This window comes from Streptomyces sp. NBC_01750 (assembly GCF_035918095.1).
In the GTDB taxonomy this organism is placed as follows: domain Bacteria; phylum Actinomycetota; class Actinomycetes; order Streptomycetales; family Streptomycetaceae; genus Streptomyces.
The window spans coordinates 3,175,803-3,192,710 of the sequence record NZ_CP109137.1 but is presented as its reverse complement, the minus strand read 5'-3'; the positions used below and the strand labels follow the sequence as shown (position 1 = coordinate 3,192,710).

13 protein-coding genes and 1 tRNA gene are annotated in these 16,908 nt (G+C 70.4%); 9 read left to right on the top strand and 5 right to left on the bottom strand.

Going from position 1 to position 16,908, the window contains the following annotated elements; translation table 11 throughout:
- The first annotated feature begins 94 nt into the window (after positions 1 to 94).
- On the top strand, positions 95 to 1,624 hold the full coding sequence (gene proP, locus OG966_RS14290) for a glycine betaine/L-proline transporter ProP (protein WP_326655202.1): 1,530 nt from the start codon (positions 95 to 97) through the stop codon (positions 1,622 to 1,624).
- A 146-nt stretch (positions 1,625 to 1,770) separates the two neighbouring features.
- Here the strand turns inward: proP and OG966_RS14285 are convergent.
- A tRNA-Arg gene (locus OG966_RS14285) sits at positions 1,771 to 1,843 on the bottom strand.
- A gap of 318 nt (positions 1,844 to 2,161) precedes the next feature.
- Here OG966_RS14285 and OG966_RS14280 point away from each other — a divergent pair.
- The 7 genes from OG966_RS14280 to OG966_RS14250 all read left to right on the top strand — a co-directional run bounded on the left by OG966_RS14280 (position 2,162) and on the right by OG966_RS14250 (position 10,996).
- Entirely contained in the window at positions 2,162 to 3,763 is a 1,602-nt protein-coding gene (locus OG966_RS14280) for a dynamin family protein (RefSeq protein ID WP_326655201.1), read from the top strand.
- 5 nt (positions 3,764 to 3,768) lie between these two features.
- Positions 3,769 to 5,529, top strand: a complete 1,761-nt coding sequence (locus OG966_RS14275) for a YfjP family GTPase (protein WP_326649982.1) — start codon at positions 3,769 to 3,771, stop codon at positions 5,527 to 5,529.
- Positions 5,530 to 5,626: 97 nt separating this feature from the next.
- The gene (locus tag OG966_RS14270; RefSeq protein ID WP_326649981.1) at positions 5,627 to 6,037 is read left to right on the top strand and encodes a single-stranded DNA-binding protein; all 411 of its coding nucleotides are present in this window, start codon (positions 5,627 to 5,629) and stop codon (positions 6,035 to 6,037) included.
- 265 nt (positions 6,038 to 6,302) lie between these two features.
- Positions 6,303 to 7,715 (top strand): LAETG motif-containing sortase-dependent surface protein, encoded by a 1,413-nt coding sequence (locus OG966_RS14265; protein ID WP_326649980.1) that lies wholly within the window; start codon positions 6,303 to 6,305, stop codon positions 7,713 to 7,715.
- 494 nt (positions 7,716 to 8,209) lie between these two features.
- Entirely contained in the window at positions 8,210 to 9,874 is a 1,665-nt protein-coding gene (gene ettA, locus OG966_RS14260; protein WP_326649979.1) for an energy-dependent translational throttle protein EttA, read from the top strand.
- Positions 9,875 to 9,881: 7 nt separating this feature from the next.
- Positions 9,882 to 10,325 (top strand): acyl-CoA thioesterase, encoded by a 444-nt coding sequence (locus tag OG966_RS14255; RefSeq protein ID WP_326649978.1) that lies wholly within the window; start codon positions 9,882 to 9,884, stop codon positions 10,323 to 10,325.
- On the top strand, positions 10,322 to 10,996 hold the full coding sequence (locus OG966_RS14250; protein WP_326649977.1) for a hypothetical protein: 675 nt from the start codon (positions 10,322 to 10,324) through the stop codon (positions 10,994 to 10,996). The genes OG966_RS14255 and OG966_RS14250 overlap by 4 nt, the downstream gene beginning before the upstream one ends.
- A 173-nt stretch (positions 10,997 to 11,169) precedes the next feature.
- Here the strand turns inward: OG966_RS14250 and OG966_RS14245 are convergent, their stop codons facing one another.
- A complete protein-coding gene (locus OG966_RS14245) occupies positions 11,170 to 11,574 on the bottom strand; it encodes a globin (protein ID WP_326649976.1) in 405 nt (134 codons plus the stop codon).
- A 186-nt stretch (positions 11,575 to 11,760) separates the two neighbouring features.
- Here OG966_RS14245 and OG966_RS14240 point away from each other — a divergent pair, with 186 nt between their 5' ends.
- A complete protein-coding gene (locus OG966_RS14240; RefSeq protein ID WP_326649975.1) occupies positions 11,761 to 12,768 on the top strand; it encodes a methyltransferase domain-containing protein in 1,008 nt (335 codons plus the stop codon).
- Between the two features lie 42 nt (positions 12,769 to 12,810).
- Here the strand turns inward: OG966_RS14240 and OG966_RS14235 are convergent, their stop codons facing one another.
- From OG966_RS14235 to OG966_RS14225, 3 genes are all read right to left on the bottom strand, one after another.
- Positions 12,811 to 14,040: an FHA domain-containing protein gene (locus OG966_RS14235; protein WP_326649974.1), complete on the bottom strand. Its 1,230-nt coding sequence runs from the start codon at positions 14,038 to 14,040 to the stop codon at positions 12,811 to 12,813.
- A gap of 60 nt (positions 14,041 to 14,100) precedes the next feature.
- On the bottom strand, positions 14,101 to 15,459 hold the full coding sequence (locus OG966_RS14230) for a vWA domain-containing protein (protein WP_326649973.1): 1,359 nt from the start codon (positions 15,457 to 15,459) through the stop codon (positions 14,101 to 14,103).
- Positions 15,460 to 15,544: 85 nt separating this feature from the next.
- Positions 15,545 to 16,906, bottom strand: coding sequence for a PP2C family serine/threonine-protein phosphatase (locus OG966_RS14225; protein ID WP_326649972.1), 1,362 nt, complete (start codon positions 16,904 to 16,906; stop codon positions 15,545 to 15,547).
- Positions 16,907 to 16,908: the final 2 nt, after the last annotated feature.

The window sequence follows — 16,908 nt, the reverse complement described above, 5'->3', positions numbered from 1 at the left end:
CCGATGGGACGAGATGAGCACGGGCCGTAGCACACCGCCGAGCCCTGGCGGCGGCAAGCCGCCGCAGGGCGGCCGCAGCCCCGCCACCGACCGCATGCTGCGTACTCTGCTGCGGCGCCGCAAGAAGCCGCTGATCGCCGACGACGTCACCGTCACCGACAGGTCCGAGGTGCGGCGCGCGGTCTCGGCCGCGGCGCTCGGCAACATGATGGAGTGGTTCGACTTCGGCGTTTACGCCTATATGGCGGCCACGCTGGGCAAGGTCTTCTTCCCGTCCAGTTCCCCCGGTGTGCAGGTGGTCTCGAGCTTCGCCACCTTTGCCGCGGCATTCGTCGTGCGCCCACTCGGCGGCCTGATCTTCGGCCCGCTTGGCGACCGTATCGGCCGCCAGCGGGTGCTCTCGGCGACCATGATCATGATGGCGGTCGGCACCTTCGCGGTCGGATTGCTGCCCGGCTACAACGCCATCGGCTTCACCGCTCCACTGCTGCTCGTCGTCTGTCGTCTTGTGCAGGGCTTCTCCACCGGCGGTGAGTACGCCGGAGCCACCACCTACATCGCCGAGTACGCACCGGACACGCGTCGGGGCTTCCTCGGCAGCTGGCTCGACTTCGGGACCTTCATCGGCTTCTCTCTCGGCTCCGGCCTGGTCACCGTGCTCACCGCCTCCCTCGGCCCCGACAGCATGGTGGACTGGGGCTGGCGGATCCCCTTCCTGCTCGCCGGACCACTCGGGCTGATCGGCCTCTACATGCGACTGCGGCTGGAGGAGACCCCTGCCTTCCTGGAGGAGTCCGAACGGAGGCACAAGGAGGTTGCGAAGCTGGGGGCGGGAGGCGAGGAGGACCCGGTCGAGCAGGCCCGCCAGTCCGGCAAGGGCCGGCTGAAGGAAATCTTCACCAAGCACTGGCAGGCATTCCTGATCTGCATGGGGCTGGTGCTCCTGTACAACGTCACCAGTTACATGGTCACCTCGTACCTGCCGACGTACATGATCCAGACTCTGGGGCAGAGCGAGACCACCGCACAACTGCTGGTGCTCGGCACCATGCTGGTGGTCGCGCTGACCATCACCCTGGTCGGCCGCAGCTCCGACCGCTGGGGGCGCAGACCTCTGTTCATGATCGGCAGCATCGCCCTGGTGGTGCTGGCTCTGCCCGCGATACTCCTGATCCGGGAGGGCGGCGTCGTGCTGCCGGGCATCGGCTGCCTGATCCTGGGCCTTCTCCTGGTCTGCTTCGCCGGTACCGCCGCTGCGACGCTTCCGGCGCTCTTCCCCACCCGGCTGCGCTACGGGGCGCTGTCGATTGCCTACAACATCTCCGTTTCGCTGTTCGGCGGTACGACGCCTCTGATCGCCGCGGCGCTGGTGGAGGGGACCGGGAACGAGCTCGTCCCCGCCTACTACCTGATGGCCGCCGGAGTGATCGGCTTCATCTCGTCCCTGTTCCTGCACGAGACGGCCGGCAAGCCGCTACGAGGTTCCGGACCGATGGTCGAGACCCCGGAGCAGGCCCGCGAACTGGTCGCGGGCAGCCGGACCGAGGCGAGCCGCCGGGCCCGCGACGCCTGGCTCCATCTGCGCCATCCCCGGGGGTGGCACCACGGCGACGGGGACAACTGACAGCGCCGGACACGACCGGCCCCCTCCAGCGACCATCAGCGAGGCGGTCCGGCGCTTACGCGTCCGCTACCGTCCGCCCGCTATGGTGCCTTTGACCAGCAAAAAGACCCTCCGGGGTGGAGGGTCTGTCGGTCGTGCGGACTGTGTGCCCCCGGCAGGACTCGAACCTGCGGCCAAGCGCTTAGAAGGCGCCTGCTCTATCCACTGAGCTACGGGGGCCGAATGGTGGCCTCGGTGGCCTGGAGCCCCGGGTCTGGTGGTTCCGTGACCTTGCCGGACACAAGGATAGGGCTCCGATCCCCATGACCCGGTTGCTTCACCTGCGTGGCACGATGTGGAGGTTCGGTGAAGCGAACCGATAATCGCAGGCAGGTGCGATTCCCGCACTGCTTTTGACGTCTCAGGTCACGGGTGTTGTGCACTCGTTATGCCTGCGCCCCACTCATCCCGTCTGCCCCGTCTGTCCGATCGGCGCGCAGAGAGCTCCATACGCTTCAAAAAGCCGCCAAAATTGGGCATTCTTCGCATGTGGTGACCTTGGATGCACGGCCTCAGCTGATCGACGCACTATCCGCCCTCCGCGACCGTGTCGCCGCCGTGCGTCTCCCCCTCCCTCTGCCCGGCACTCCGCGTGCCCGGCAGACGCGCACCGAGCTGCTCGCACAACTCGACGACTATCTCGTGCCCCGGCTCAAGGAGCCCGAAGCGCCGCTCCTCGCGGTCGTCGGCGGATCCACCGGGGCCGGGAAGTCGACCCTCGTCAACTCCCTTGTGGGGCGGCGTGTCAGCGAGGCCGGCGTGCTGCGGCCCACCACGCGTACGCCCGTGCTCGTGTGCCACCCCGACGATCACCACTGGTTCGCCGGGATGCGTGTGCTGCCCCAGCTCACCCGCGTATGGCTGCCGCCGCAGGACGAGACCGAAGGGCCCGACGACGGCGCGCGCGAGGCCGAGGAGGAAAACTCGCTGCGGATCGAGACCGCCGCAACGCTGCCCCGCGGGCTCGCGCTCCTCGACGCCCCCGACATCGACTCGCTCGTCGTGGAGAACCGTCTGCTGGCGGCCGAGTTGATCTGCGCCGCCGATATCTGGGTGATGGTGACCACCGCCTCGCGGTACGCCGACGCCGTGCCGTGGCATCTGCTGCGTACCGCGAAGCAGTACAACGCCACGCTGGTCACGGTCCTCGACCGGGTGCCGCACCAGGTCATCGCGGACGTGTCGCGGCAGTACGCGGCGTTGCTGACGAAGGCCGGCCTCGGCGAGGTGCCGCGGTTCACCATCCCGGAGCTGCCCGAGTCGGCGGGCGGTGGGAACGGTCTGCTGCCCACCACCGCGGTCAGCCCGCTCTTCAGCTGGCTCGCCCACCGGGCGCAGGACCCGGCGGCCAGACAGCAGGCCGCGGGGCGTACCGCGGCAGGCGTGATCGACTCGCTCAATACGCGGATGCCCGAGCTCGCGGGCGCGGTGGCCGCCCAGTACGCGGCGGCCGTACGCCTCACCGGCGCGGTGGAGGAGGCTTACGAGAGGGAGGGCGAGCGGGTGCGCCAGCGGCTCCGGTCCGGTGCCGTGCTCGCCGGGGACGCGCGGACCCGCTGGCGAGGCTTTCCGCGCGACAGCTCTGCGGGCGAGCTGCTGGACTCCCTCGTCGCCAGCCTCTCGTCGCTGCTCCAGTGCGCCGTCGCCGCCGCCGACGAGCATGTCCAGGAGGCCTGGCGGCGCGAGCCGGCCGCGGCAGCGCTGACCGTCCGGGGGCGCCCGGACCTGGAGTCGGTGGAGCGGATCGGGATCGCCGTTCGCCGCTGGCGACGGGTGCTGGAGGAGCTGGCCGAGGAAGAGGTACGCCGGCTGGAGCGTATCGCCGCGTCCGACCCCGAGACGGTGGCAGCGCTCCTCGCGGCCGCGCTGCTCGGCGGGCGCCGCGCCCGCAGCGCGGGGGAGCAGCTCGCCGAGCGGATCGGGGCACAGAGCGCGCTGCGGCTGCGTGACAGGGGCGGCGAGCTGGTGACGGCGTACATCGAAGACGTACTGCACGGCGAACGCGACCGCTGTCTCGCCCCCATCGACGCACTCGAAGTGACCCCTGAACCGCAGGCCGAGCTGATCGCCGCGCTGTCCGTACTGCAGAAGGAGAGGTGACCGCGGTGACCGCCATCACTGACGACGAGAACGAGGCCGCCGGCCGCTGGGATGACGGGCTGATCGCCCGGCGGGCCGGCGGCCGGGAGGAGGACCCCGGGACGGAAGCGGAGGAGGACCTCCTGGGCGAGGTGCATGTGCCGATCGGCGGTCCCTATATCGGGCCGCTGAGGGTCAGGCTGGACGCGCTGCGCGAGCTGATCGGGCTGTCGCGTACCCGGCTGGACGGCAGGACCCTCGCGGAGGCGGGGCGGGTACTGGACGAGGCGGCCGCCCGGCAGCGGCTCTCGTCGCGGCACACGGTCGTCGCCATCGCGGGCGCTACGGGGAGCGGGAAATCGACGTTGTTCAACGCGCTCGCCGAGGTACCGATCTCGGAGACCGGGCTGCGCAGACCCACCACGTCCGCGCCCATCGCCTGCACCTGGTCGGAGGGTTCGGCCGGTCTCCTCGACCGGCTCGCCATCCCACCGCGGCTGCGGCGCAGACCGCTCGCCGGCGGCGACGAGGAGCTGTCCGGGCTCGTCCTCGTCGATCTGCCCGATCACGACTCGGCCATGGTCAGACACCGGGAGCAGGTGGACCGGGTGCTGGCACTGGTGGACGCGGTGATCTGGGTCGTCGACCCGGAGAAGTACGCGGACGCCGCGCTGCACGAGCGGTATCTGCGGCCGCTCGCAGGGCACGCGGAGATCACCTTCGTGGTGCTCAACCAGGTGGACCGGCTCTCGTGCGATGCTGCCGACCAGGTGCTCGACGATCTGCGCCGGCTCCTCGACGAGGACGGCATCGCGCTCGGTGAACACGGCGAGCCCGGCGCCACGGTGCTCCCGCTCTCGGCGCTCACCGGCAGCGGTGTCGGTGAACTGCGCGAGCTGCTCGGGAAGTTCGTTCAGGAGAAGAACGCCGCGGCGCGCCGGCTGTCCGCCGACGTGGACGCGGCCGCCGCGAAGCTGCTCACGGTGTACGTCGCCGAAGGGCGTACCGGTCTGGGTGAGCGCTCGCGCGAGGACTTCGCCGCACGGCTGGCGGAGGCGGTGGGCGCGAAGGCGGCGGGCGAGACCGCGGAGCGCGAGTGGCTCAGGAATGCGAGCCGGGCTTGTGGGACGCCGTGGCTGCGGCTGTGGCGCTGGTACGAGCGCACGCGTATGCGCGGGAGCGGGTTGAGGCCTGCGGCCCCTGTGGAGGACGAGCTCACGGCACGGCAGCGGGTCGAGCAGGCGGTGCGTGCGGTCGCGGACGAGGCGTCACACGGGCTGCCGGGGCCGTGGGGGCAGGCCGTGCGCGAGGCCGCGCTTCGCGGTGCCGAAGGGCTGCCCGAGGCGCTGGACGAACTGGCGCTGCGCGAGGCGGGGGCGACGAGCGGCCGGCCGCCGCGTGCCGCGTGGTGGCCGGCCGGGGTGCTGGCGCAGGTGGCGATGACGCTGCTCCAAGTCTACGGAGGCCTGTGGCTGGTGGGCCAGATCATCGGTGTACTGGAGCCGGGCCTTGTGCCGCCGGCGCTGGTGATGCTCGCGGGGATCGTGGGCGGGCCGCTGGTGGAGTGGGCGTGCGCGGCGGCGGCCAGGGGGCCGGCGCGCCGGTACGGGCAGGACGCACAGCGACGGCTGCAGGAGGCGGCCGCGGCGTGCGGGCGGGCGAAGGTGCTCGATCCGGTCGTGACGGAGCTCATGCGGTACCAGGAGGTACGCGAGCGTTACTCGACCGTCTCGGGGCCCGGGAGGCCGACTGCGGGGGTGACGAAGTTGTCCACAGTGGTGCGGTAGTCCACAGGCGTCGGCGGGATCCTCCCGTCCGGTCCAGCATGGAGACCGGTCGGAGACGACCGGTCAGGGCAACAACCGGACGGGGAGGGTGGCCGCGATGAACGACACGATGGTGACGGTGGTGGGCAATGTCGCCACGAATGTGGAGTACCGGGAATCGGCGTCGGGAGGGGTGGCGCGATTCCGCTTCGCGGTGACGCCGAGACGGTACGAGCGGCAGAGTGGGAGCTGGTCGGACGGACACACCAGCTTCTACACGGTCTTCGCCTGGCGGACGCTCGCCGCGAATCTCGCCGGCTCCGTGTCCGTCGGTGAACCTCTGCTGGTCCATGGGCGGTTGAGGGTGCGCGAGGAGGAGCGGGACGGGAAGCGGAGGACGTTCGTGGACATCGAGGCGGTGGCGGTGGGACACGACCTGACGCGGGGAACGTCTGCGTTCCGCCGAGTGGTGAAGGCGGAACCGAATCTGACGGAACGTCCGCAGGGAGTGCCGGCATCCGTGTCCTGACCTGGAGTTGTGAAGATTTGTCGATCGAGAAACGGTGGAACGGCGATGACGTGCGGCTCGGTGGCGGGCGGCGGGTGACAGAGGGCGGGCGGCGATAACGATTCCGAGTCGGAATGGTTGTCTGACGGTATGACTGGGGACTGGGGTGTGCCTCCTCTCTAGGATTTCCGCATACTCACGGGGCACTTGAGTCTGCAGGCGAGGCACTCCCCCCACGCGTCACACGCGAATAGGTCCTCGTCCGGAGGGGAATTCTGTGTTTGCTGTGTTCTCTGCGTCGTCTGTACGCAGGCGGGGCGCTGCTCGTCGTCTTACTGTCGCGGCTGTGGTGTCGGGCCTCATCGCGACGGGCTCCATGGCCGGCGCGGGTGCGGCCGCCGTCGACGACGACGGCGGCCAGCACCAGGGGGGCGCGGTCGCCACTCTTGACGGGCTGAAGACCTTCGACCGGGCCGTGCTCCACACGAACGGCAGGAATCACGAGATCCCCGCCGGGGTGTTCGAGATGACCGTCGACGGCGGCGGCCGGCTGAAGACGTACTGCATCGACATCCACAACCCGACCCAGGAGCAGGCGAAGTACCTGGAGACGCCGTGGAACCAGACGTCGCTCGGCACCAACAAGAACGCGGGCAGGATCCGCTGGATCCTGCAGCACTCCTACCCGCAGATCGACGACCTGGCGGCGCTGGCCAAGGAAGCGGGCACCGGGCCGCTCTCCGAGAGGACCGCTGCGGCAGGCACTCAGGTCGCCATCTGGCGCTACTCGGACGAGGCGGACGTCGACGCCCTGGACCCACAGGCGGAGAAGCTCGCTGACTGGCTCGAGAAGGCGGCCAAGGACGTCGCGGAGCCCAAGGCCTCGTTCAGCCTGGAGCCGAACGCGGTCTCCGGCCCGGCCGGCGGCCGGCTCGGCCCCGTCACGGTCCGCACCGACGCCGACCGGGTCACCGTGAACCCGCCGGCCGACGCCGCCGCCAGCGGCATCAAGGTCACCGACGCGACCGGCAAGCCCGTCACTTCCGCCGTCAACGGCGCCCAGCTGTACTTCGACATCCCGGCCGGCGCCATTGACGGTTCGGCGACGCTGACCGCGCAGGCGACTACCTCCGTGCCGGTGGGCCGGGCGTTCGCCGGAGCGACCAAGAGCCAGACCCAGATCCTGGCCGGCTCCAGCGAGACGACGGTCTCCGCGGACGCCACCGCCACCTGGGCGAAGGCGGGCGCGATACCGGCGCTCTCCGCGAAGAAGAACTGCGTCAAGGGCGGCGTCGACATCACCGCCACCAACAAGGGCGACGCTCCGTTCACCTTCGAGCTGATGGGCTTCAAGCACTCAATCCCGGCCCGCGCGTCCAGGACCGTCACCATTCCGGTCGCCGAGGACCAGGCGTACGACTTCACCATCACCGGGCCCGACGGCTTCGAGAAGACCTTCAAGGGCGTACTGGACTGCAAGACCACCGGCACCTCGGGCCCGGAGACGGACACCCCCTTGTCCCAGCCCAGCCCGGCCTCGGCAGGCGGCACCTCCGCCGGCCTCGAGGGCGACCTCGCCGAGACCGGCAGCTCCAGCGCCACTCCGATGATCGCGGGCATCGCCATCGCGCTGGTCGTCATCGGCGGCGGCGCGGTCTTCTTCCTCCGCAAGAAGAAGTCGACGGCCACAGAGGAGTAAGCGCGTATACGCGCAACGTGACGCTGCGTTGATGACGGCCCCGGTATGCCCGCCCGTACCGGGGCCGTTGGTCGATCGTCGACCGTCGGCCACGACTGCTTCGGTCGTGCGGCAGCCTGCGTGGGCGCTTCACGAGGGACGATTTCTCGCACTCGTATTCGATTTGCGCGGGGTGGGCTGTCGCCCGGCAGGGATCTCGCCCGGCAATGTGAGGGGGCTCACGTACGCAGAGGGGGTGGTGGGGGCGGGTCGGCGTCTCCGTTGCCCGATGACCTTCCCGTCGGCGCGTTGGCCAGCCGGAACGTGTTCGCCCGCGGGACCGTCCGCGGGCCGCCAAGGGTGACCGGCGACGACCGGTGGCGACCGGACCGGCGCGTGCGCGCGTCGTATGCGGCCCGGATCAGAGCCGCTGACCGTACTCATTTCCATCACGGGCTGGACCTACGGCAAGATGGGGTGTATCTGCCCACCCACTTCTTGCCGGACGGTTTCTCTTGGCTGAGTACATCTACACGATGCGCAAGACGCGCAAGGCGCACGGCGACAAGGTCATCCTCGATGACGTGACGCTGAGCTTCCTGCCCGGTGCGAAGATCGGTGTGGTCGGCCCCAACGGCGCCGGTAAGTCCACCGTGCTGAAGATCATGGCCGGCCTTGAGCAGCCGTCCAACGGTGACGCGTTCCTGTCGCCCGGCTACACGGTCGGCATGCTCCTCCAGGAGCCCCCGCTCGACGAGTCCAAGACCGTGCTGGAGAACGTCCAGGACGGCGCCGCCGAGATCATGGGCAAGCTCAGGCGCTTCAACGAGGTCGCCGAGCTGATGGCGACCGACTACTCCGACGCGCTGATGGAGGAGATGGGCAAGCTCCAGGAGGACCTGGACCACGCCAACGCCTGGGACCTCGACGCCCAGCTCGAGCAGGCCATGGACGCGCTGGGCTGCCCGCCCGGCGACTGGGCGGTCACCAACCTCTCCGGTGGTGAGAAGCGCCGCGTGGCCCTGTGCAAGCTGCTGCTCGAAGCCCCCGACCTGCTGCTCCTCGACGAGCCCACCAACCACCTGGACGCCGAGTCCGTGCAGTGGCTGGAGCAGCACCTCGCCAAGTACGCCGGCACCGTCGTCGCCGTCACCCACGACCGGTACTTCCTCGACAATGTCGCGGGCTGGATCCTGGAGCTCGACCGCGGCCGCGCCATCGGCTACGAGGGCAACTACTCCACCTACCTCGAGAGCAAGCAGTCCCGCCTCAAGGTCGAGGGCCAGAAGGACGCCAAGCGCGCCAAGCGCCTCAAGGAAGAGCTCGAGTGGGTCCGCTCCAACGCGAAGGGGCGGCAGGCCAAATCGAAGGCCCGTCTCGCCCGTTACGAGGAGATGGCCGCCGAGGCCGACAAGATGCGGAAGCTGGACTTCGAGGAGATCCAGATCCCGCCCGGCCCGCGTCTGGGCTCCGTCGTCGTCGAGGTCAACAAGCTCTCCAAGGCCTTCGGCGACAAGGTCCTCATCGACGACCTCAGCTTCACGCTGCCGCGTAACGGCATCGTCGGTGTCATCGGCCCGAACGGCGCCGGCAAGACCACGCTGTTCAAGATGATTCAGGGCCTCGAGGCCCCCGACTCCGGCGAGATCAAGGTCGGCGAGACCGTCAAGATCTCCTACGTCGACCAGAGCCGCGCCAACATCGACCCCAAGAAGTCCCTGTGGGCCGTTGTCTCGGACGAGCTCGACTACATCAACGTCGGCCAGGTCGAGATGCCGTCGCGTGCTTACGTCTCGGCGTTCGGCTTCAAGGGCCCGGACCAGCAGAAGGCGGCCGGCGTCCTCTCCGGCGGTGAGCGCAACCGCCTCAACCTGGCGCTGACCCTGAAGCAGGGCGGCAACCTGCTGCTCCTCGACGAGCCGACCAACGACCTCGACGTCGAGACGCTCTCCTCCCTGGAGAACGCCCTGCTCGAGTTCCCCGGTGCGGCCGTGGTCGTCTCCCACGACCGTTGGTTCCTCGACCGCGTTGCCACGCACATCCTGGCGTACGAGGGCGAGTCCAAGTGGTTCTGGTTCGAGGGCAACTTCGAGTCGTACGAGAAGAACAAGGTCGAGCGCCTCGGTGCGGACGCGGCCCGTCCGCACCGTGCCACCTACAAGAAGCTGACCCGGGGCTGAGTCGCTCATGGCCCGGTACATCTACCGCTGTCCCCTTCGCTGGTCGGACATGGACGCCTTCGGGCATGTCAACAACGCCGTCTTCCTGCGGTATCTGGAAGAGGCGCGGATCGACTTCATGTTCCGGCTGGCGCCGGGGGACGGTTCCCCGTCGTTCTCCGGCGGGTCCGTCGTGGCCCGGCACGAGATCGACTACAAGCGGCCGCTGGTCCACCGGCACGAGCCGGTGGTCGTCGAGCTGTGGGTGACGAAGATCAGCGCCGCGTCGCTGACCATCACATACGAGGTCAAGGACGCCGAGGGCCCCTCCTCGCAGGTCTATGTGCGGGCCTCGACCATCGTCGTGCCCTACGACCTCAGCGCCGAGCGCCCGCGCCGGATCAGCGCGGAGGAGAAGTCCTTCCTCCAGAAGTACCTCGACGACGCAGGCGAGGGTGCTCTCGCAGCATGACCGTGCCCGTGCAGAGTCTGCACTTCGCCGATGCGAGGGAGGCGGAGGATCTCGCCGCCTTCCTCGCCCGGCTGATCCACTACGACCGCGCCGCCGCGGTCAGGCTTCAGGCCGGGGCCGGCGCGCTTGCCGTTTTCGGGCGTCCACCGTCCTTCGAGGTGCTCGCGATCCGCACGGCACGGCTCTGCGACCCCGTCGAGCTGGATGTCACCGTCTCCGCGGGCGAACTGCTGGAGTGCATCGGAGCCGAGGGCGGCGCGGAGTTCACCGTGCCCGCCGCCGTCACCGGTCCGCCATGGGCCGGTCTGCTGCCGCCGCGCGGCGGCTGGCGCGAGATCTCCGGACTCCCCCCGGCGAACGCGATGCAGGGCGCGGTCGCCGCCGCGGTTGCCGAATTCCGCGCCCGCGACGCGCAGTTGCCCGCCGAGCGCCGCACCCGGGCCGAGCGTGACCGGATAGGGCGCGAGATCTGGTCGCGCACCGTCGCCGGCAGCAAGCTGCCGCTGCGCGCTGTGCACGCCGCCCAGTCGCTCGGTTTTCTGCGACCCGGCGCCCCGGTCGCGCTGCTGTCCGCGGGCGCCTGGCTCAGACTGCGTACGCCCTTCGGCTCGATCGTCGTACGCACGTCGGGTCTCGGCGGACTGACGATGACCCCCACCGGACGCGGTTGACCCACGCCCCACCGGGCACGCACGGCACGGGCTTGAAGTCGCACCGCCGAGGCCGGACCGGCGGAGTCCTCGGCCGCTTCCTCTGCCCGGACGACGGGCCGGCCGGCCGCCGTGGACGCGGTCCGCGGCGTGCAGTGCGCGGCGTGCAGTCCACAGGGTGCAGCCCGCGGCGCTCAGTCTGCGGCGTTCACCATCGTCGCCGCGGCATAGGTGAGGTACTTCCACAGCTGCTGCTCGTGCTCCTGCGAGAGTCCGAGCTCGTCGACGGCCGTGCGCATGTGCTTCAGCCAGGCGTCGTGCGCGGCCCGGTCGACGGTGAACGGTGCGTGCCGCATCCGCAGCCGGGGATGGCCGCGGTGGTCGCTGTAGGTGCGCGGACCGCCCCAGTACTGGATCAGGAAGAGAACGAGCCGCTCCTCGGCCGGACCCAGATCCTCCTCCGGGTACATCGGCCGCAGCACCGGGTCCCCGGCAACGCCCTGGTAGAAGCGGTGGACGAGCCGCCGGAACGTCTCCTCGCCGCCGACCTGCTCGTAGAAGGTCTGCTCCTGAACGGTGCCGCGCGGAATCTCGTTCACGTGAATAAGCCTCGCAATGTGTCTCTGGTCAGCCCCGAGGGGGTGTCGGCCGGGGGTCCGGGGGTTGCCCCCGGGAAGTGCAGCACCCGTTCCATCGTCTCAGATGCACCGGCCGAGGACTCCAGCACTGGGACCATCCCCGACCGGGTGCTCGCCTACGGGGCGGCGGCGCAGGAGAGTGTAGGCATGACTGTGCACCTGGACCGGTTCGCCGAGCCCGCCGCCGAGGCGCGGCGGTCGCTGGTGCGGGAGATCGTGGCGGCCGGCGGGCTGACCGACCCGGCCTGGCTGGCGGCGTTCGAAGAGGTGCCGCGGCATCTGTTCGTGCCGTACTACTACGGGATCCGGGCGGGTGCGTACGAACGCCTGTGGTGCGAGGACCCGGACCCTGTGCGGCGGGTGCGCTGGCTGCGAGGTGCGTACACGGACGGGCCGCTCGCCACCCGGGTGCGCGACGGTGAGTTGGTCTCCTCCAGCAGCCAGCCCTCGCTGATGGCCCGGATGCTCGAGGAGCTCCATGTCGAGGACGGGAACGCCGTACTCGAGATCGGCGCGGGCACCGGCTACAACGCCGCGCTGCTGTCGCACCGGCTCGGCGACGACCTGGTGACCACGGTCGAGCTGGACCCGGAGATCACCGAATCGGCGCGGTCGCATCTGGCGGCGGCGGGCCGCCATCCCACCGTCGTCACCGGCGACGGTGCGCGCGGCTGCCCGGGGCGTGCCCCCTTCGACCGCATCATCGCGACCTGCACACTGCCGTCGGTGCCGTTCGACTGGCTGCCGCAGTGCAGCCCGGGGGCGCGGATTCTGGCTCCGCTCTCCACCGGGCTGATCGCGCTGCGGGTACGTGTCGACAGCCGCGGCAGAAGCGCGGAGGGCCGCTTTCTGCGCACGTCGGCGTATTTCGTGCCGCTACGCGGTGGCGCGCTGCCGCGGGAGGGGCACACCGGCGGGCTGCCGAGGCGCATGGTCGAGAACGACCTCTTCCGCTTCCTGCTGACCTTGACCGCGGGCAGCCTCGACCCGCACGAGGCCCTCTCGCTGTGGGAGCGCGAGCGGCGCCCGGAGCGGGACCGGTTCGGGGTCACGGTCAGCGGGGACCACCAGTGGGCCTGGCTGGACGACCCCGAAGGGCCGTACGCGTGGCCGCTGGGACGCCCGACCGGCTGGGCCGCCTCGGCAGGTGGCTAGTCTTCCGACGGCATGGCCAGGAGCCCAGTCCTAAAACACGCCTCAGCCGCGCCGGATGGTGATGGTCGTCCAGGCGCCGACATGGACCCGGTCGCCGTCGTTCAACGGGATGGGCACGTAGGGCTGGATCGGATCCTCGGCGCCGTTGAGCGTGGTGCCGTTGGTGGAGTTCTGGTCGACAACGGCCCAGGAACCGTCGGGCTGCTGGACCAGCACCGCGTGCTGGTGCGAGACGCCCGGGTCCTCCGGCGGTACGGACAGGTCGATGTCGGGGGACTCGCCCGTGGAGTGCCGGCGGCGGCCGATGGTGATCTGGTTCCCGTCGAGCGGCAGGTGCTGCTCGGGCGAGTACGCGGGCAGATTGAGGCCGGTGGCCTCGGGGCCGCTGCGCTGCATCATCGCCAGGAAGTACTCACGGTCGGGCGCGATGACGGCGGTCCAGCCGGCGGGGGTCTGGTACTGGGGCGGCTGCTGCTGGCCCTGCTGCTGGGCGAACTGCTGCTGCATGGCCAGTTGTTGGAAGGGATCGCCCGGCTGCCGGAACGGATCCGGCTGCTGCGGCGCCTGGGGAGTCTGGGGTGCCTGGGGTGCCTGGGGTGCCTGGGTCTGCGAGGGCGGAGACAGCATCCAGTCGTCGCCGCCCGTCTGCACGGGCTGCGACAGGTCGGGCGGAGCGGGTTGCTGGTACGCGGGCGGGGCCGGCGGACCCTGCTGCGACTGCGGGTTGGGGAACGGATTCTGCTGGGGGAACGACGGCGGGGCCGGCGGACCCTGCTGCTGGTATGCCTGCTGCTGGGCCGACGGATCGTTCATCAGGGGCTCGGCCGGCCGGTTCATCTGCGAGGGCCGTGAGCTGTGGTAGTCGTACGCATCAGGCTGCCGGTGCGGCTGCTGCTGGTGCGGCGGCGGGGGCGGCGGGGGCGGCGGTGCCTGCGCGGGCTGGGACTGGAAGCCCGGCGGAAGGTTCAGCCCGGGGGGCTGCTGGGACGGAGCCAGCGGGGTGTACGACGTCGCCGTGTGCGTGAGGAAGTTGTACCGGCACTCCTCGCAGAACGGGGCCATGGCCTCGCGGGGGGTGCGGCACTGCGGGCAGAGCTCCGCCTGGGCGGTGGCGTTCGGATCGCCGGGGCCCGGGTAGCCGTAGGCCGGCGGCGGCGGGGGAGGCGGCGGCGGAACGGCACCCGCGGGAGCGCCAGGACCGGCCATGCGGTGGCCACAGACCTCGCACCAGTCGTCGGAACCCGACTGGTGTCCGTTCGGGCAGGTCGGCATGTCGGCGCTTCCCCCTCTCCTCGTTCGGCCCGAGGGCCGTTCACATAGGTGTTTCTGCTGCTACTTCTTCACACGAACCGTCTTGGTCGAGCGCGTTTCGAGGGTCATCTCGTCGGCTTCCGCGACCTTCGCCTTCAGTCGCACAGTACCGGTCGCCGCATCGACGACGTCCACCACCTTCGAAAGGAGTTTCGCAGTGTCCTCGTTCCCCGAGTCCGCCGCGAGTTGAACCGCGCGGCCCAGCTTGGCGGTCGCGCCGTCGAAGTCGCCCGACTTGCGTGCATCCAGCCCCTGCTGGATGACTTGTGCCAGTTCGGCCTGCCCTGTGTAGTGCGCGACCTGGGGGTTGATCGAGGTGGACGCCACCATGTCGTCCGTCCACACCGCCTTGACGAGCCCTTGCGCAAGCACTTCGGGAGCACCGCCGTCCGCCGCCGGAATGATCAGCGAGACCCGGGCCGCCAGCATCTCCTGGCCGATGCCTGCCTCCGGTACCTGGACGCATACGTGGTAGTCGCGGGACTCGTCGCCCCAGGAGCCGGTCGGATAGTCCCCGGCCCGCGGTCCCGCCTCCGTACGCCGCCCGGTCAGCTCCTCGACCGTCGGCGCCACCTGCTTGACGAACTTGATCTCCACGCCGACGGGCGTCCACAGCCGCAGCGCCACATCCGCGATCTCCTTGCCCATCGCGTTCTCCATCATGCTGGTGAAGTCCGCGGCCAGCCCGGCCGGGTCGGCGACGATATCGGCCGTGCCGAGCAGCGCCGATGCGATGCCGGTGACCTCCTTGACCTCCCAGTCCGTGCCGACTCCGCGGGCGTCGCAGGTGAAGCGGCCCGCGCAGGCGTCCAGGGCGGCCCGCAGGTCCTCCGGGGACTCGTGCTCATTGCGCCCGTCGGTGAGCAGGATGCCGTGCCGGATAGGGACGTCGGAGGAGGCCAGCAGCCGGTCGGTCAGCCGCAGCCAGGTGCCGATCGCGGTGCCGCCGCCCGCGCTGAGCCGTCGCAGGGCTTCCTTGGCCTGGCCGCGGGTCTGCGCGTCGGCGACCGCGAGCCGGCCGCCCGCGGGATAGACCTCGTTCGCCACATGCGTACCGGCGACCACGGCGAAGGCGACACCGTCGCGCAGGGTGTCGATGGCGGCGGCGGTGGCATCACGGGCATTGCGCATCTTGGTCGGCGGATAGTCCATCGAACCGGAACAGTCGACCATGATCACCACAGCGGCGCTCGGCGCCTGTCCCGGTATGTACGAGGGGGAGGACGACGCTCCCGCCAGCGGCGCCCCGCCGCTGGTGCCGCCTCCGGTGGAGGTGACCGTGACGATCGCGTTGACCTCGCGGCCGCCCTCCGGCAGGAATTCGTTCTGATAGACCTCGACGGAGAACTGCGGCACCTGGGACTTGGAGAAATTGGCCATCTCATCGGCTCCTTGAGGCTCCACTGGGCAGCGAGAAAAGAACACAGGTGTCCCGCGGGCGGCGGCTCGCCGGACATTTCGGGGCTCAAGCCTTGTTGTAGGCCGATCCTGCCCCTTGGTGCGGCACGGCGAACGGCACGACGGCCACTGTTACGTTGTCGTGGCCGCCGCCGTCGAGGGCATGACCGACCAGCACTTGAGCGCTGTGCAGCGGCCGGCCCGCGGCATCCACCGGGATGGCCCGGGCCATCTCCTCGGCGCCTTCCGCGTAGTTCCACAGGCCGTCCGTGCAGACCACGACCACACCGGGCCGGTCCGGCTTGAAGGACGCGGTGTGCGGCTCGAGTTCATACGCATCGGCTCCCAGCCAGCCCGTGATGGCGTGGGCGCGCTCGTCGGCGTACGCCTCCGCCTCGCTCATCAGGCCGGCCGACACCATCTGGGCGGCCCAGGAGTCGTCCTCGGTGAGCCGGGCGGGCGGGCCGCTGCGGTCGTCGGGCACCCAGTAGGCGCGGCTGTCGCCGACCCAGCCGATGACCAGCAGACCTGCGGCGGCCACCGCGCCGACGATCGTGCACGCGGGTGCGTTCTGATGGCGGTGCGGATCGTGCTCCATGGCCTCGCCCCGATCGGGCTCCGTGGCAAGGGAGTTGACCGCTTCGGAGGCGGCGATGATCGCCTCATGCATTGCCTGCTGGGGGTGCGTGCCGCGCGGCAGCGACTCCAGCAACAGCTCGTTGGCCGCGCTCGCGGCGGCCTCCGATGCCTCGTCGGGGCGGGTCGCCGATGAGACCCCGTCGCAGACGATCGCGACGACGGCGGGTGAGCCGTCGGGCAGAGCCGTGGAGGAGACCGCGAACGAGTCCTCGTTGCGGTGGTGGCGCAGCCCGCGGTCGCTGACTGCGGCGACCGAGCCCAGCTCCTGCTCCATGTGGTCGCGCTCGCGGGGTTGCGCGTGGCCGCAGTTCTCGCAGTAGCCGTCGGTGTCGACATGGCCGGCGCGGCAGGCCACGCAGAGCTTGGTGCCAGGCGCGGAAGTGGTGGCGGGGTCCGCGGCACGCGGGTCGGCGGCCACGGCGGTGCCCGCCTCGGGCGCGGGCAGCTCGAAGTCGCCGCTCGATGAGGCACTGGCGTCGGCGGACGCGTCATGGCTGGGCGGATGGTCGTACCGCACGGCCGATGCGGGCAGTTGACCGCCACCCGAGTCCGTACCCGCCAGATCGCTCGGCAGATGTACTGGCGCGGGGGTGCCCGAGGTGTCCGTCCCGGTAGCCGCCGGCCACTCGACGGGAGTGCCGATGGCGATGGTGGGATGGTCGCTTCGGGGCGCGGGCACGGCCGACAGGTCGTACCCGCACGCACCGCAGAACAGGTCACCCGTCTCCAGCGGTTCCTCGCAGCTGGGGCATGTCGACCCGGTGGCCAGCTGATGTTTCTGCGACGACATCA

Excerpts from the sequence above, each read along its gene's own strand:
- proP (WP_326655202.1), top strand. The coding sequence starts at position 95 with ATGCTGCGTACTCTGCTGCGGCGCCGCAAGAAGCCGCTGATCGCCGAC.
- OG966_RS14270 (WP_326649981.1), top strand. The coding sequence starts at position 5,627 with ATGAACGACACGATGGTGACGGTGGTGGGCAATGTCGCCACGAATGTG.
- OG966_RS14255 (WP_326649978.1), top strand. The coding sequence starts at position 9,882 with ATGGCCCGGTACATCTACCGCTGTCCCCTTCGCTGGTCGGACATGGAC.
- OG966_RS14250 (WP_326649977.1), top strand. The coding sequence starts at position 10,322 with ATGACCGTGCCCGTGCAGAGTCTGCACTTCGCCGATGCGAGGGAGGCG.
- OG966_RS14240 (WP_326649975.1), top strand. The coding sequence starts at position 11,761 with ATGACTGTGCACCTGGACCGGTTCGCCGAGCCCGCCGCCGAGGCGCGG.
- OG966_RS14235 (WP_326649974.1), bottom strand. The coding sequence starts at position 14,040 with ATGCCGACCTGCCCGAACGGACACCAGTCGGGTTCCGACGACTGGTGC.
- OG966_RS14230 (WP_326649973.1), bottom strand. The coding sequence starts at position 15,459 with ATGGCCAATTTCTCCAAGTCCCAGGTGCCGCAGTTCTCCGTCGAGGTC.
- OG966_RS14225 (WP_326649972.1), bottom strand. The coding sequence starts at position 16,906 with ATGTCGTCGCAGAAACATCAGCTGGCCACCGGGTCGACATGCCCCAGC.